Source organism: Tardiphaga sp. 42S5 (assembly GCF_034044155.1).
GTDB lineage: Bacteria > Pseudomonadota > Alphaproteobacteria > Rhizobiales > Xanthobacteraceae > Tardiphaga > Tardiphaga robiniae.
In genome coordinates this window covers 1,901,711-1,917,463 of the sequence record NZ_CP139027.1, presented here as the reverse complement: position 1 = coordinate 1,917,463, position 15,753 = coordinate 1,901,711, and the positions used below count along the sequence as shown (strand labels likewise).

General features: G+C 61.4%; 11 protein-coding genes. 5 read left to right on the top strand and 6 right to left on the bottom strand.

Going from position 1 to position 15,753, the window contains the following annotated elements:
- Positions 1-76: 76 nt before the first annotated feature.
- Positions 77-2,560 (top strand): penicillin-binding protein 1A, encoded by a 2,484-nt coding sequence (locus tag SFY93_RS08900; RefSeq protein WP_320446809.1) that lies wholly within the window; start codon positions 77-79, stop codon positions 2,558-2,560.
- A gap of 356 nt (positions 2,561-2,916) precedes the next feature.
- On the opposite strand, the gene SFY93_RS08895 is transcribed toward SFY93_RS08900, so the two are convergent.
- The 5 genes from SFY93_RS08895 to SFY93_RS08875 all read right to left on the bottom strand — a co-directional run bounded on the left by SFY93_RS08895 (position 2,917) and on the right by SFY93_RS08875 (position 10,329).
- Complete coding sequence (locus SFY93_RS08895) at positions 2,917-4,413, bottom strand: aldehyde dehydrogenase family protein (protein WP_320446808.1); 1,497 nt, start codon at positions 4,411-4,413, stop codon at positions 2,917-2,919.
- Positions 4,414-4,571: 158 nt separating this feature from the next.
- Positions 4,572-5,564: a Bug family tripartite tricarboxylate transporter substrate binding protein gene (locus tag SFY93_RS08890; protein WP_320446807.1), complete on the bottom strand. Its 993-nt coding sequence runs from the start codon at positions 5,562-5,564 to the stop codon at positions 4,572-4,574.
- A 126-nt stretch (positions 5,565-5,690) separates the two neighbouring features.
- On the bottom strand, positions 5,691-6,884 hold the full coding sequence (locus SFY93_RS08885; protein WP_320446806.1) for an FAD-dependent monooxygenase: 1,194 nt from the start codon (positions 6,882-6,884) through the stop codon (positions 5,691-5,693).
- Positions 6,885-7,113: 229 nt separating this feature from the next.
- Positions 7,114-8,802, bottom strand: a complete 1,689-nt coding sequence (locus SFY93_RS08880) for a thiamine pyrophosphate-dependent enzyme (protein ID WP_320446805.1) — start codon at positions 8,800-8,802, stop codon at positions 7,114-7,116.
- A 90-nt stretch (positions 8,803-8,892) separates the two neighbouring features.
- Entirely contained in the window at positions 8,893-10,329 is a 1,437-nt protein-coding gene (locus SFY93_RS08875) for an FAD-binding oxidoreductase (protein ID WP_320446804.1), read from the bottom strand.
- 281 nt (positions 10,330-10,610) lie between these two features.
- On the opposite strand from SFY93_RS08875, the gene SFY93_RS08870 reads away from it, so the two are divergent.
- Positions 10,611-11,450: an IclR family transcriptional regulator gene (locus SFY93_RS08870; RefSeq protein WP_320446803.1), complete on the top strand. Its 840-nt coding sequence runs from the start codon at positions 10,611-10,613 to the stop codon at positions 11,448-11,450.
- 64 nt (positions 11,451-11,514) lie between these two features.
- Here the strand turns inward: SFY93_RS08870 and SFY93_RS08865 are convergent, their stop codons facing one another.
- Entirely contained in the window at positions 11,515-11,976 is a 462-nt protein-coding gene (locus tag SFY93_RS08865) for a MarR family winged helix-turn-helix transcriptional regulator (RefSeq protein WP_320446802.1), read from the bottom strand.
- Positions 11,977-12,189: 213 nt separating this feature from the next.
- Between SFY93_RS08865 and hmgA the strand changes: the two genes are divergently transcribed.
- From hmgA to fahA, 3 genes are read left to right on the top strand one after another with little or no spacing between them, the layout of a single operon-like run.
- A complete protein-coding gene (gene hmgA / locus SFY93_RS08860; protein WP_320446801.1) occupies positions 12,190-13,536 on the top strand; it encodes a homogentisate 1,2-dioxygenase in 1,347 nt (448 codons plus the stop codon).
- Between the two features lie 8 nt (positions 13,537-13,544).
- Positions 13,545-14,198, top strand: coding sequence for a maleylacetoacetate isomerase (maiA, locus tag SFY93_RS08855; RefSeq protein ID WP_320446800.1), 654 nt, complete (start codon positions 13,545-13,547; stop codon positions 14,196-14,198).
- Positions 14,199-14,223: 25 nt separating this feature from the next.
- Positions 14,224-15,495, top strand: coding sequence for a fumarylacetoacetase (gene fahA / locus SFY93_RS08850; RefSeq protein WP_320447730.1), 1,272 nt, complete (start codon positions 14,224-14,226; stop codon positions 15,493-15,495).
- Positions 15,496-15,753 lie beyond the last annotated feature (258 nt).

Sequence of the window (15,753 nt, the reverse complement as noted above, 5' to 3'; positions counted from 1 at the left end):
CTACTGGCTTTGACTTTGGCCCTAGGGCTTGCCGCTGAATTAACCGCGGCATCGCGATTGAAACGGATCATCGATAATGCGTCTGCTCGTTCGGTTTTTGGGTTTCTTGTTCGCCGCAGGAACCGTCGTGTTCCTGGTGGGCGTCGCCGCCGCAGCCGGGCTGATCTGGCATTATTCCAAAGACCTGCCGGACTACTCTCAGCTACAGAATTATGAGCCGCCGGTGATGACGCGCGTCCATGCGGCGGACGGCGCGCTGCTCGGCGAATACTCCAAGGAGCGCCGGCTCTATCTGCCGATCCAGGCGGTGCCGAAGCTCGTAATCAACGCGTTCCTCGCGGCCGAAGACAAGAATTTCTACGAGCATGGCGGCCTCGATTATTCGGGCATGGCGCGCGCGATGGTGCTTTACGCGCAGAACCTGGGCTCCGACCGCAGGCCGCAGGGGGCGTCGACGATCACGCAGCAGGTTGCGAAGAACTTCCTTCTGACCAACGAGGTCTCCTTCACCCGCAAGATCAAGGAAGCCTTGCTGGCGATGCGCATCGAGCGCACCTATTCGAAGGACAAGATCCTCGAACTGTATCTCAACGAAATCTATCTCGGCCTCGGTGCCTATGGCATCGCCGCCGCCTCGCTGGTCTATTTCGACAAGTCGGTGAACGAACTGACCGTCTCGGAAGCAGCGTATCTCGCAGCATTGCCGAAGGCGCCATCGTCGCTGCATCCGATCAAGAACCGCGACCGTGCCATCGAGCGCCGCAACTATGTGGTTGATCGTCTGCTGGAGAACGGCTGGATCAAGCAGGCCGATGCCGACAAGGCGCGCAAGGAGACGCTGAGCGTCACCGGCCGCAACAGTTCGGGTCATATCTTTGCCGGCGAGTATTTTGCCGAGGAAGTGCGTCGCGACATCTTGGAACGCTACGGCGAAAAGAAGCTCTATGAGGGCGGCCTGTCGGTTCGCACGACGCTTGATCCCAAGCTGCAGCTGATGGCCCGCAAGACCATGACCGACGGTCTGGTCCGCTACGACGAAGCGCATGGTTGGCGGGGGGCGACCCATAAGATCGATATTTCCGGTGATTGGGGCCTAAAGCTCGCTGACGTGAAATCGCTATCCGACATCGCGCCGTGGAAACTGGCCGTGGTGCTCGATGTTAGCGACCAGTCGGCACGGATCGGATTTCAGCCTGGCCGCGAGCTTGGCGGCGCCGTGCTGAAGGATCGCCAGACCGGCAATATCTTATTGGAAGGCGTGCGCTGGGCGCGCCCGACCCAGGGCCCCAACAAAGGCAAGCAGCCGACCTCGCTCTCGCAGGTGCTTGCTGCGGGCGACGTGATTTATGTCGATCCGCTGAGCAAGGACGGCACTGACGGCCAGTTCCGGCTGCGGCAGTATCCGGAAGTGTCCGGCGCCATGGTTGCGATGGATCCTCAAACCGGCCGTGTTCTGGCGATGGTTGGCGGCTTCTCGTTCGACCAGAGCCAGTTCAACCGCGCCACGCAGGCCTATCGCCAGCCCGGTTCATCCTTCAAGCCGATCGTCTATTCTGCGGCGATGGACAATGGCTACACGCCGTCCACTGTGGTGGTCGACGCGCCGATCGAAATCGATCAGGGGCAAGGCGCGGGTGTCTGGCGTCCGGAAAACTCTTCCGCCGGAAAGTATTATGGCCCGACTACTCTGCGGAACGCGCTGATGCGCTCGCTGAACACCGTGTCGGTCCGGCTGGCACAGGACGTCGGCATGCCCCTGATCGGTGAATATGCCAAGCGTTTCGGAGTCTATGATGAACTACCGAACTACCTGTCTTACGCGCTGGGCGCCGGCGAAACGACAGTGATGCGCATGGTCACAGCTTATTCGATGTTCGCCAACGGCGGCCGCCGCGTGAAGTCGACGCTGATCGATCGCATTCAGGATCGTTACGGGCACACCATCTTCAAGCATGACCAGCGCGAATGCCGGGGCTGTGACGCGCCGGAAGGCTGGAAAAACCAGGCTGAGCCGCAACTTATTGACCGCCGCGAGCAGGTGCTCGATGCCATGACGGCTTACCAGATCACCTCGTTGATGGAGGGAGTCGTCCAGGGCGGCACCGCGACTGTCCTGCGTGAACTTGGCAAACCGATCGCCGGCAAGACCGGCACCACAAACGACGAGAAGGACGCGTGGTTTGTCGGCTTCTCGCCCGACGTCGTCGTCGGTCTCTATGTCGGCTATGACAAGCCGCGGAATCTCGGCCGGGGCGGTACGGGTGGCGGTCTTGCCGCGCCGATCGCCAAGGATTTCATGAAGCTCGCGCTCGCCGACAAGCCGGCGGTGCCGTTCCGCGTGCCTGCCGGCATCAAGCTGATCCGCGTCGATGCCAAGACCGGCATGCGCGCGGGCCCGGGCGACAGCGGTCGCACCATACTTGAAGCTTTCAAACCTGGGACCGCGCCATCGGACAACTATTCGGCGATCGGCGTGGCCGATGCCGATGGTCGTTCACTGTCGGTATCGCCCGATACCGACCGCCAGTTCATGCGGCCGGGGACGGGCGGACTTTACTGAGCGATCGGTCGGTCTTTCGGGTTCGAACGCCACCCTATCTCATCACTGGATCGTATACGGCGCGGAAGCCGCGGCCATCTCTCCCAAGCGTAACTGTCTGGCACCCCTCGGTTTCGGCTCAATCCTTCGATGCCATAGCCGCCCTAGTGCGGATGGCTTGTATCCGGCATCGCCTGCGACGAACCAACCATACGCTGGCGCGCAATCGCCGGGACGCTGGCTCTGCAGCGTACGACTGCGTGGAGGAGGCTTCTTCCGTCCCCCACGATCAGGAAGCCCCTCATGTCGCGAGCGGCCGGTCGAGGAGCGCGCTTTGCTCCGTAAGCTCGTCGAGGCGCCACCTAGCCGCGCAGCATTTAGAGAGCGACGATTACGGATTTCGTTTCGGTAAAGGCCTCCACGCCCTCACGTCCCGACTCGCGTCCCCATCCGGACTTCTTCATCCCTCCGAACGGCAGCGCCGGATCGAGACCGCCGCCGTTGATACGGATGGTGCCGGCGCGCATCCTATTTGCGAGCCTATGCGCCGAACTGAGATCACGCGTCCATAGTACCGCGCCCAAGCCGTATTCTGTGGCGTTCGCCAACATTGCGAGGTCGTCCAACGCGTTATTGTCGTCAAAACGTTGAACGCAGACAACGGGGCCGAAAATTTCCTCCTGCACGATCCGCATGTTCTGCCGGGTCTGAGCGACAACGGTCGGACGCATGAAGTATCCCGTCTCATCTTCCGCGTTTCCGCCGATAACGACCGACGCTCCGTCGGTTCGTCCCAATGCAACGTATTGGCATACCCGTTCCAGCTGTGCTTGTGAAATGAGCGGCCCCATCTGCGTGCTCGGTAACAGTCCGTTTCCAACAACCAACTTCTCAGCGAAGTCTGCGACCCCTTGAAGCACGCGGTCGTATACAGAACGATGCGCGTAGATACGCGAACCGGCGTTGCAGATCTGCCCGGCGTTGCCGAAAATCCCGCGGGCAGCGCTTGGTATGGCTTTGTCCAGATCGGCATCCTGCATGATGACGACAGCCGACTTGCCCCCCAATTCCAGCGTAACCTTCTTCATCGTCCGGGCCGCGGAGGATATGATCTGTTGACCGACCGCGCCTGAGCCCGTGAAGGAGATTTTTTCGATTCCCGGATGGTCCACGATGGCTTGGCCCACGCCGCGGCCGGCTCCCGTCAGGATGTTGATCACGCCCGGCGGAAATCCGACCTCTTGCGTCAACTGACCGATGCGCAGGGCGGTCAATGAGGTAAGCTCTGCCGGCTTTAGGATTGCGCAACATCCGGCCGCGAGCGCCGGAGCGAGCTTTGCGATCGCCATCATGATTGGCGCGTTCCAGGGCACGATCAGTCCGACGACGGGAAAGGGCTGGCGCACCGTAAAGCTGTGCCATTCGCCGGGAAAGGAAACCGGAACGGTCTCGCCAGTCAGCTTTGTCGCCCACCCCGCGCAATACCGGAGAGTTTCGATGGCATTGCGAATGTCGATGACCCGCGCCTCGCGGACGGGCTTGCCGTTGTCGAGCGTTTCTAACACCGCGAGTTCGTCCGCGTGGGCTTCCACCGCATCTCCGAGACGCCACAACAGACGCTGCCTCTCGGACGGAGGCAACTTGGACCAGATTTCGTTGAAGGCGCGTGACGCCGCGTCGACCGCCAGTTCGACGTCCTCAGCGCCCGCCTCGGGGATGACACCTAGAAGCGATTTAGTCGCCGGATTGTAGGTCTCGAAAACGCGTGCCGATACAGCATCACGCCATTCGCCGCCGATTAGAATTCCGTGCTTTGTACGCGCAAAAGTTTCGGCTCCATCGCGCACGTCGGCATCGAAGTAGCGTTCGCTCATGAACTTTCTCCTTGGTCTGTTACTGCTTGATCGGCGTCGCCGCGGCGCGCTCGGCATTCTGAGACGATGCGCGTCACGACGAAGGTGTGTTCGAAGTCGATCGGATGGCGGTCCGGTCAGCCCTGCTCCCGACTGGATATCTGTGACGCGGCAAGGCCTTACTGCACCGTGATTCCTCTGCTCGCCACGAGCTCCTTGTAGATCGCCGATTCCCGAGCGATGCGTGCGGCCATGTCCGCAGGAGACCCACCGACCGCTGAGAAACCGAACTGTTCCAAGTAGCGCTTCATTTCCGCGGACTTCAGCACTTCGTTCGCTTCCTTGTTCAATATCTCAATGACAGAAACGGGCGTGCCGGCGGGCGCTGCAAGACCGATCCACGACGTGAGGTTCGCCTTCGGGTACCCCAATTCCGCTGCTGTCGGGACATCGGGCAGCAGGGAGGATCGGCTGTCGCCGCTCACGAAGAGCGGCACGACGCGTTTCGATTGCACCTGGGGAGCCGCGCTCGGGACGACTTCGAAGAAGATGTCAACCTGACCACCGATGATGTCATTCATGGCCGGACCTCCGCCGCGGTACGGGACGTGCGTGAACTTCACGTCGGCCAAGGATGAGAACAGCTCCGCAAAGATGTGCGGAAAACTCCCGTTTCCTGCGGAGGCGACGGTCACACCGCCTGGCTTCTGCCTGGCTGCATCAATCAGCTCCTTGAGGCTCTTGAACCCGCTCTTCTCGCTCGCGACGAGGACGCTCCCGGTCTGGGTGAGATTAATGATCGGCGCGAGCTGCGTGAGAGGATCGTAGGGCTGCGGCTTGAAAATGTACGGCGCGATGACGAACGTACTCGTCGTTCCGAGCAGGACAGTGTGGCCGTCTGGAGCAGCGCGTGCGACGGACTGGGCGCCGATGGTGCCGCCAGCACCGGGCTTACTCTCCATGATAAAGACCTGACCCAACGCCGTCTGAAAATGGTTGCACAGCAGCCGGCCCAAAGGGTCGAGCTGGCCTCCGGCCGCGAATGGGTTCACGATTGTCACGGTGCGCGCGGGGTACTTGCTCTGTCCGAAGGAGGGACCTCCGATGGAAGCAAACAACGTCCCTACGATAAGCGAGCGTCTATCAATCACTTTCTTTCCTCCCTTTTTCATTTTTAAAACATCGAGGCGACCCTGACGAAGCGAGTGGCGACCGGTAGCCTGCGGACGCCGATAATCGACGGCTCGACGCCGAGGCACGGGCGCCCCGACGGATAAGCTTGATTGCAGACAGGTGGGCTAGAGCGGCACCGTGTCGACTTGGTACCGGAACAGCCAGTCGTAGCGTTCCTTCACCCGGTCCTCCGCCCATTCACGTTCGACATAGGCCTGCGCACCGACGGGATGAGCGAGTTCAGGATTGTGGAAACGCCTCGCGTTCTCTGCCGACCCTTCCACCATCCGATCGGTACGGCTCTTCCTCGCGCGCTCGTAGCGCCGGAAGCCCGTCTCAACATCGTCGCTCTCGGCCAGGGCGCGGGCGAGCACGTAGCCATCTTCGACGGCCTGCACGGCGCCCTGCGCTAACATCGGCAGCGTGGGATGGCATGCGTCTCCGAGCAGGGTGACCCGTCCCTCGGTCCACCTCGGCAGCGGACTGCGCAGCATGAGAGCCCATTTGTAAGGCGTTTCGATTGCTCCGATCATGGTCTGCACGTCGTCGTTCCAGCCGGAGAAGTCGGAACGCAACTCCTCGGTCGTCCCGCGTGCCGTCCAGCTCTCGACCTGCCAGTCCGTACGCTCCACGATGCCGACGAAGTTCATCAATTCGCCGCGACGTAGAGGGTAGTGGATGACGTGGCGGCCGGGCCCGACCCAATTCGTCGCGACCGGTCTGGAAAGGTGCGATGGGAGGCGTTCCATGGGAATGACGCCTCGCCACGCGATCATTCCCGTGAACGCGGGAGTTTCGTCTCCGAACAGCTGATGCCGGACCCTGGAATGTATACCGTCGGCGCCTATCAGAGCGTCTCCGGTTACGGTTCGGCCATCGTCCAAGGCGAGCGTCACCCGCCCCTCCTTCTGGTCGAAACCGGTCACCTTCGAGCCTAGATGAATCGCGTCCGGCTTTTCCCGCCGGACGGCGTTGACGAGAGCTTCAAGGAGGTCCGGGCGGTACATCGTGAAATAGGGAAATCCGTACCGTGCGATGGACTCGGCGCCGAGGTCGAACAGCTTCCAGGTCTGACCGGTGCTCCACAGCCTGATTTCCTTTCCGCTCGCTTCGCACGACGAGGCTGCAAGCGCCTCGCCTATGCCTAACGCATAGAGCGCGCGCGAGCCGTTGGCGCTGATCTGAACGCCAGCCCCGACCTCCCGGAGTTCGGGCGCCTGTTCGAATACGTCCACGTCAAAACCGAGCCGAAGGAGAGATAGCGCCGCGGTGAGGCCACCGATGCCTCCTCCGACGATAAGGATGTGTGACCGCGTCATCGATTTGCCTCCATGTGTAACTCCCAGAGCGACTTCTTAATTTTTCGTGCCCAACGGTTTGGTCGGACGGACGTCCGGTCTCGCCGATCGAGCCTGCCCCCGTGAAGCGGCGAGCCGCGCATTTATGCAGGGAGGGGACTTCGCGATCAGCCCTCCCTTACGCAGTCGCAATTACGTATCGCTGCGAAACCTCGCACCGTTGCGATTGGCGTCCCTCGAGGAACCGGCGTTACCCGATCCAAGGCCTCGCTGCCGGCTCTCCCAGCGGGTTAGGCGGCGCCGGTCGGGGGGCCTTCGCGAAGGGCGGCTGCTGCAGGCGCATGAGATGCCACGGACTTGGCATCTCCCCGACTGGTACCTCAATGACAGCTGGACCGCGCGCGGTGAACGCAGATTTTAAAATGGATACCAGGTCCTCGGGCGTTGCCGCCTTTTGGTATGGAATCCCATACGCACCCGCGAGCGCAGCGAAATCGGGGTTGCATAGATCGGCGTTGAACTCGGATCCGAAAATGTCCTTCTGCATCGTGCGGACGTTGCCAAAATGCCCGTCGTTGAAGATGACGATCGCGACGTTCAAATTGTACTTCTTGGCAGTCGCAAGCTCTTGCGAATTCCATCCGAAGCCACCGTCGCCATTGATGCTCAGGACGGCCTTGTCAGGATTGCCTACCGCGACACCGAGCGCGGTCGGAAGGCCGAAGCCGAGCGTGCCCTGATATCCAGGGGTAATGAACGTATTCGGTCCGTACACCGGGAAATGAAAACGGCCTAGATAGCCGACCTGCGTGAGCTCGTTAACGAAGAAGCCATCATCGGGCAGCGCCTTTCGCAATGCCTGCAGCCAGGCTGCCTGCGGCTGGATATCGTTCGCCTGCTCGTCCGACCAGGCGCGCACCTTCTTCAATGCCGGGGCGATCGAAGGAGACCGCCGCTTCACTGCGTTCGAGAGCGCCTTGAGGCCCAGCGCTGCGTCGGCCAGGATCGCGACGTCAGCGCGACGAGGTTCGTTCCAGGAAGACTCGTCGAGGTTGATGTAGATGTATCGCGCACGGTCGGACGGCCATGCAGGCTTGCCTACCTGCGTGTCCACGAAGCGGCTTCCCACCACCACCACGACGTCCGCATGCGGAAACACCGCGCGCCCTCCGAGCGCGTTCAATGCAAGCGCATGACGGTCCGAGACCGCACCTCGTCCGTTCTCCCCCATGACGATCGGCGCATCGAGACGTTCGGCCAGCTCGGCGAGCGGCAGCGAGGACTCGCTCGCCAGAGCGCCTCCGCCGACGTAGATGACTGGAAAAGAAGCCCCATCCAGCAACTCGGCGGCCCGAAAGATCGCTTTCTCATCAGGCGCGGTCGCGGCCGAACGCAGCGGCCCTTCCACGAGCGGGTTTTCCGTCTCAACGTTCAGCAGATCCTGTGCAACCTCGAAGGCGACGGGCTTGGGCTGTCCCGAAGCTGCCTGCACCAACGTCTCATGAAGAACGGCTGCGATCTCGTCGGTCGAGGTGGCGCGACCCTGCCATTTGGTGACCTTTGCCAAGATTTCCGTCTGCCCGTTGATCTCATGAAGTAACCCGACGCCCTTGCCGCGTCCGGACGAATTGATATCGCCGGCGATGCAGACCACGCGGGAATTGCATGCGTAGGCGGTCGCCAATCCGGCCATGGCGTTCAACACGCCGGGGCCCGGCACGACCATGCAGACTCCGAGCCGGCCAGTGGTCCGGGCATAGCCATCCGCCATATAGGATGTGGCTTGTTCATGACGTGGGACGATCACCCTCGTGGAAGCCTGATTGCGCCGCAAACCATCGAAGGCCCAGTCGAGTTGGATGCCAGGTATAGCGAAGACATCCTTAACCCCGTCGAGCGCGAGCTGGCTCGCAAGGGCCATTCCACCGGTCTGTTTCACGTCTTCACTCCCTGTCAGACTTCAATTTGGCACTTGAGTAGCCGCTTCAACCGAATTCGTCAAATGGAGTTTGATAATATAAAATAACGTTTAAGAGGCAGCTTCGCCCTTCGCGGCCTGAAGCGCGGCGAACATGCCGACGTCAGAGCCCATCTTTCCGGGGTTCATGATCCCCTTGGGGTCGATCGCGTTCTTGATCAGAGCCATCGTCTCGATCGCCGGCTCGCCATGCTCTCCGATTAGATATGGCAGCTTGAGAATCCCGATGCCCTGCTCTCCGCTTACAGTTCCGCCGTAGGAAATGGCCCGGAGATTCAGCCGCTCGATCATTCCTCGGACACCGTCACGTTGAGCGCTGTCATTGGGATCGATAAGATAGGCGACATGGAAATTCCCGTCTCCGACGTGGCCCAATATCTTGGCGGCGATGCCGGAAGCCTCGATATCCGCCTGCGCGGCCAGGATGCTGTCCGCAAGGCGGGAGATCGGAACGCACACGTCGGTGCGCCACACCTCCGCGTTCGGACGCCACGCATTCGTCGCGTACAACGACTCATGGCGAGCCTGCCACAGACGATTGCGCTGCGCAGGATCCTGGGACCATGAGAAGTCGATGCCGCCATGCTGCGCGACGATCTCGCCGAAGACCTCACTGGAGGCTGTCACCTCGGCCGGAGAGCCATCGAATTCAACGAACAGAGTGGGCGCGACCCGCAGACCAAGGGCGGAATAGCTGTTCGCCATCTCGATGGACAGCGCATCCATGAATTCCATTCTGGCGACTCTGAGCCCGTATCTCATCGCATCGACCACAGCCGCAATCGCGCCAGCGACTGTCTCGAAGGGACATATGCCGACGCTGACCGCTTCTGGAATCGGATGAAGCCGGACGGTGAGCTCCGTAAAAATGCCGAGCGTGCCTTCCGAACCGACGAAGAGACGGACAAGGTCGTAGCCGCTGGAGGATTTGCGCGCCCGGGAGCCGGCCTGCACCACGCGTCCGCCGGGCAGCACTATCCTCGCGGCCGTGACCGCTTCGCGCATCGTACCGTACCTCACGGCGTTAGTTCCAGACGCCCGGGTTGACGCCATTCCGCCTAGCGTCGCGTCGGCTCCGGGGTCCACGGGAAAGAACAGTCCCTTGTCCCGAACGTGCAGATTGAGCTGCTTGCGCGTCACGCCCGGCTGAACGACGGCATCGAAGTCGTCCTCGTTCACACGAAGTATCTGGTTCATACGTGTCATGTTCAGCACCACTCCGCCTTGGACGGGCAGAATGTGGCCTTCCAGGGAGCTCTGGTGTCCCTGCGCGACAACGGGCACGGCGAATTCCTGACAGGTCTCAAGAACGACGCGGACGTCTTCTTCACTCTCGGCGAACACGACGGCGTCCGGCAGAGCAGCTGGCAGCCTGGACCAATCTTTGCCGTGCTGTTCACGGACGGCGGCGCGATCGTCGAAACGTTCCGCAAGCGACCGCCTCAGGCTTTCGAGGCAATCCTTTTTTTCAGCTGTCCCTACGTCCATCGAAGTTCCTCCCAAACGGATTGTCGATCGCCGGCGACTTTCGCGCCGGGTGCGGAACACGTTGCTTCACGACACGCGGTTTCCACGACTGCGCGTGAATTCATCCGGTCCGGCCGTCCGCGGCATGGATCCGCCGGACACCTATCGAAGCATAAGCGCGGCACGACTAAAGCGGCCGCCTCTCATTGTCAAATTGTGTTTGATTAAAACAAACGTTCCGGGCACCTACTTTTCGGTGGTGTGGGTGTTATGAAGTCTCGTCATCAGGGGAATCTGCAATCGTGGAAATCAGGGAACAGCGCCACATCCAATCGATCGAGGTCGGCTTCAGGTTGATCAGCGTGCTGGAGACGGCAAGGGCGAAATTGCCCCTTAAGACCATAGCGGAACGGGCGGGCATGCCGGCAAGCAAAGCTCACCTCTACATGGTCAGCTTTCTCCGATTGGGACTGGTGGCCCAAGATCCGGCCACAATGAAGTACGGCTTGGGACCTTACGCGGTACAGCTCGGACTGGCAGGCCTGCGGCAACTCGACGTCGTCGATCTTGCGCGGGGGCCCATGGAGGAACTGCAGCAGAGCGCTGGTCTCTCCGTCCATCTCTCAATCTGGGGCAACATGGGGCCGACCATCATCGCGAAATCCGACGGCGAACTCGACGTTCCGATGATAATCAAGGTCGGATACGTCCTTCCTCTGCTCACCTCAGCGACCGGCCGCGTGTTTCTGGCGCTACTCCCGACGGCCGTTCTCGCCCCGGCGCTTCATCGGATCCCCGCCTCGGCGGGGGCGATGCGCGCGACGGTCGAGGAGGCGAAGGCGGAGATGAATCGCAAAGGCGTCGCGACCTCGGATAGCCGCGTTTTCGATGGCTTCGCCGCCGTGTCGGCGCCCATCCGCGATCATGCAGGAAGCTTGGCCGCCACTATGACGCTGATAGGACTGCGCTCGCATGTGCCGTTGGACGGGATCGGCCCCATAGTGGATAACCTAAAAGAGACATGCGACAGGATCAGCACCGCCATGGGGCGCGATGTCGAGCCCACCCCGGTCAAGCCTGCAAGGTCCGTCGCGCAGCCCCCCTCGCTCACGTCACCTCTGCGCAAGAAGCGAAAAGCCTGATGAAACGGCGTCGCGTCGCAGCTGGCGCTTTCGCCGGTTGTCCGTCGGGCTGGAACGATTAGCCCTAATCGTCGGCCTCCATCGTGGCGGGCAGGCCCAGATTCGCCTCGATCTTTCCGAGTAGCGCGCTGAGAATACGTCTTTCTTCACCTGTGAGGCACGCGAGTATCTCGTCCTCCCTCCGCTGCAGGCGCGGGACCAGCTCCTCGTAGAGCGCCCTCCCCTTCTCGGTGAGGCAGATGCTGTTGGCTCTTCGGTCGTCGACCTGGTCTACCCGCCTGATCAGCTCACGTTTCTCCATCTCCAATACCGCCCGGCTGATGGTCGACTTATGGGTGCGTGTCGACCGCGAGATGTACTGGGCGCTGCTGGGCTTACGGCGGAAACCTAAGGTCGCCAACACCCGCCATTCGGGAATCTCCAGCCCGAAACGGACGCGATACTCCTCCGAGAGGGCGGAGCTAACCTCCGACGCCAGACGATTCAGCCGAAAAGGCACGAACTGCAGCAAGTCGAAATCGGACAATCTCAATCCCCTGATTGACGCGCCAAAAACAATAAGGTAGATAGTTGCACGTGGGACTATCTGTCTTCGCCGACCGGGCCGGCATCCGCGGGTGAGGGCTCGCGTGGCGTTGCTAAAGCATCCGCGATGTTCCGCAAGCTCAGCACGAGAGGCCCGGACCGGCAATCCGCCGTCACGCGGTAGTCTGTTCACGATCCACAAGCGAGGTAGACGATGAACATCAACACCAATCCCGATGCGATCATCCGCAATACGGTGAGCGTCACCCCAGGCTACATGTCCGGCTTTGGCAACTCATTCGAGACCGAAGCGCTACCCGGCGCCCTGCCCATGGGCCGTAACTCGCCGCAGCAGTGCGCCTACGGTCTCTACGCCGAACAACTATCGGGATCGCCCTTCACGGCGCCGCGCGGATCAAACGAGCGCTCATGGCTCTACCGCATCCGTCCATCGGTCAGACATTCCGGCCGCTTCGAGAAGATCGATGGCAAGCTTTGGCGCACCGCGCCCTGTCATGAGGATGACATGCCGATCGCGCAATTGCGTTGGGATCCGTCCCCTATCCCGAGCGAGAAACTGACCTTCATCGACGGGATCCGCACGATGACCACGGCAGGGGACGCCGGAAGCCAGGCGGGCATGGCCGCGCACATCTATCTGATCAACTCGTCGATGGTGGACCAGAACTTCTACAATGCGGACGGCGAGATGATGTTCGTCCTCCAGCAAGGCAAATTGCTGTTCGTGACGGAATTCGGCCGCATCGACGCTGAGCCCGGCGAGATTGTCGTGATTCCCCGCGGCGTGAAGTTCCGGGTCGAACTGCCCGAAGGCCCGGCGCGCGGCTACCTCTGCGAGAACTACGGCGGCGCGTTCACGTTGCCCGAACGCGGGCCGATCGGCGCCAACTGCCTGGCGAACGGTCGGGACTTTCTAACCCCGGTAGCGTCCTACGAGGACAAGGACACGCCCACCGATCTGTTCGTGAAATGGGGGGGCGCTCTCTACGTAACCAAGCTGCCGCATTCACCGATGGACGTCGTCGCGTGGCACGGCAACTACGCGCCCTACAAATACGATCTGCGGACCTTCTCGCCGATCGGCGCCATCGGATTCGATCATCCAGACCCGTCGATTTTCACGGTCCTGACGTCCCCCTCGGAGACCCCCGGCACTGCGAACATCGACTTCGTCATTTTTCCGGAACGTTGGGCCGTCGCGGAAAATACTTTCCGTCCTCCTTGGTATCACATGAACATCATGTCCGAATTCATGGGCTTGATCTACGGTGTCTACGACGCCAAGCCACAGGGCTTCACGCCAGGCGGCTTCAGCTTGCACAACATGATGCTTCCGCACGGGCCCGACCGTGAGGCTTTCCATCATGCCAGCAACGGCGAGCTGACGCCAGTCAAGCTCACCGGCACGATGGCCTTCATGTTCGAGACGCGCTTCCCGCAACGGGTGACGCACCATGCAGCCACGACCGCCACGCTGCAGAGCGACTACGCCGACTGTTGGAACGGGTTGGAAAAGCGCTTCGATCCGAGCCAGCCATGAGAAACGCCATGACGGCGACGCAATCCGATCCTGTGCTCTACGGCTATTTCCGCTCCACCGCGGCCTACCGCGTTCGCATCGCGCTCGGTCTCAAGGGCGTAATCGCCGAACACCGCTTCGTGCATCTGCGCAACGGCGAACAGAACGAAGAAGCCTATCTCAAAATCAATCCCGCCGGATTGGTACCGTACTGGATCGATGGCGAGCTGCAGCTCGCGCAGTCGTTGGCGATTATCGAGTACCTCGACGAAACCTGTCCCGAACCACCGCTGCTGCCGGACAGCGCCGCCGCCCGCGCCGTAGCACGCGAGATGGCGCTCGCTGTCTGCTCAGACATCCACCCGATCGGAAACCTCCGCGTGCTCAAACGCCTCGGCGACCTGGCCATCGACGACACCGCGCGCAATGCGTGGTCGCAGCACTGGATCTCCATTGGATTCGAAGCGCTAGAAAAAAGGCTGGCCTCAATCGGGGGCGGTCCCTTCGCGTTCGGCACCAGACCGACGCTTCCGGACATCTGCATCGTTCCGCAGGTATTCAACGCACGCAGATTCGGCGTCGATCTCGCACCCTATCCCCGCATACGGGCGATCGACGCTGCCGCGTCTGAAATCGACGCCTTCGCCGCCGCCGCACCGCACCGGCAACCCGACGCCACCTGAGCGCCGTTTCCAACCCATTGGACAGATCATGCATCCTAACGATCCCGAACTGCGCTCCTTCGTCGACGTCGAGCCTGACGGCGACTTTCCGATTCAGAACCTTCCCTATGGCGTGTTCTCGACTGGTTCTGCACCGCAGAAGCGCGTCGGAGTGGCGATCGGCTCCTTAGTGCTCGATCTCGCCGTCCTCGAGCAAGAAGGGATGATCAATCTTGGGACCTCCGAAGCCGTTTTCGCGCAGCCATCGCTGAATGCTTTCATGGCTTTGGGACCGGAGATCTGGTCGGCGACGCGAAAGCGAATTAGCACCCTTCTTCGTCACGACCAGCCGGAGCTGCGCGACAACGCGAAGCTGCGCCAGCGCGCGTTGCTGCCGCTGGATCAGGTCGTAACCCACCTTCCTCTCGCGGTCGCCGGGTTCACGGATTTCTATTCATCGAAGGAACACGCCACCAACGTCGGCGTGATGTTCCGCGGCAAGGACAACGCGCTTCAACCCAACTGGCTACACATGCCAATCGGCTATAACGGTCGAGCATCTACCGTAGTGGTGAGCGGCACGCCGGTCCGGCGTCCGCGAGGGCAGGTGAAGCCACCAGGCGCCGACGCCCCCTCGTTCGGTCCATGCAAACGGCTCGATTTCGAGCTCGAAATGGGCGTCGTCGTCGGTCAACCGTCGACAATGGGAAAGATGCTGACCGAGGTCGAAGCCGAGGCCATGATCTTCGGCTTCGTCCTGCTCAACGATTGGAGCGCGAGGGACATACAGCAATGGGAGTACGTCCCTCTCGGGCCTTTCCAGGCGAAGGCTTTCGCCACGTCAATCAGTCCATGGATCGTGACGCGGGAGGCGCTTGAGCCCTTCCGCACGAAGGGCCCGGCGCAGAGCCCTGAACCGCTGGAATATCTGCGACAGACTGGCGACAACAACTACGATCTGCGACTGGATGTCGATCTACAGGCAGGAGACGGACGAGCAGCGAGGATCTGCTCCACCAATTTCAAGTACATGTACTGGTCGTCCGTCCAACAGCTCGTGCACCACGCGTCGAGTGGCTGCGCGATGAGCGTCGGAGATCTTCTCGGCTCTGGCACGATCAGCGGCCCGGAAAAGCATCAACGCGGCAGTCTGCTCGAGATATCCTGGGGCGGTTCTGAGCCGATCGCGCTCCCGGGCGGCGACACACGTACGTTCCTGGAAGACGGCGATACGCTCTCCATACGAGGGTGGTGCCGAAACGACCGATATCGGTTGGGGTTCGGCGAAGTGGCTGGACGGATACTTCCTCCGGACTAGCCGCCGATCCGGCCCTGTACGGACCTACCCGAATCCGCCCATAGCGGCCGAATACGTCGTGATACGCGCCGGGAAAGCGCGTCGTCGCCGTCGAGAAGCTACTCTACGGAGAGCGCACTGTCCTTTGACCGACGCCGATAGCTGCGCGCACGACTTCGCTCGTGCCCCGAGCGGCCCATCGAAGCCGTACGATAGCGGGCCGCTTCGATTTGCCCAATCTGTCCTGTCGCATGTACAAAGTGCGCCCGCCCCTACTGA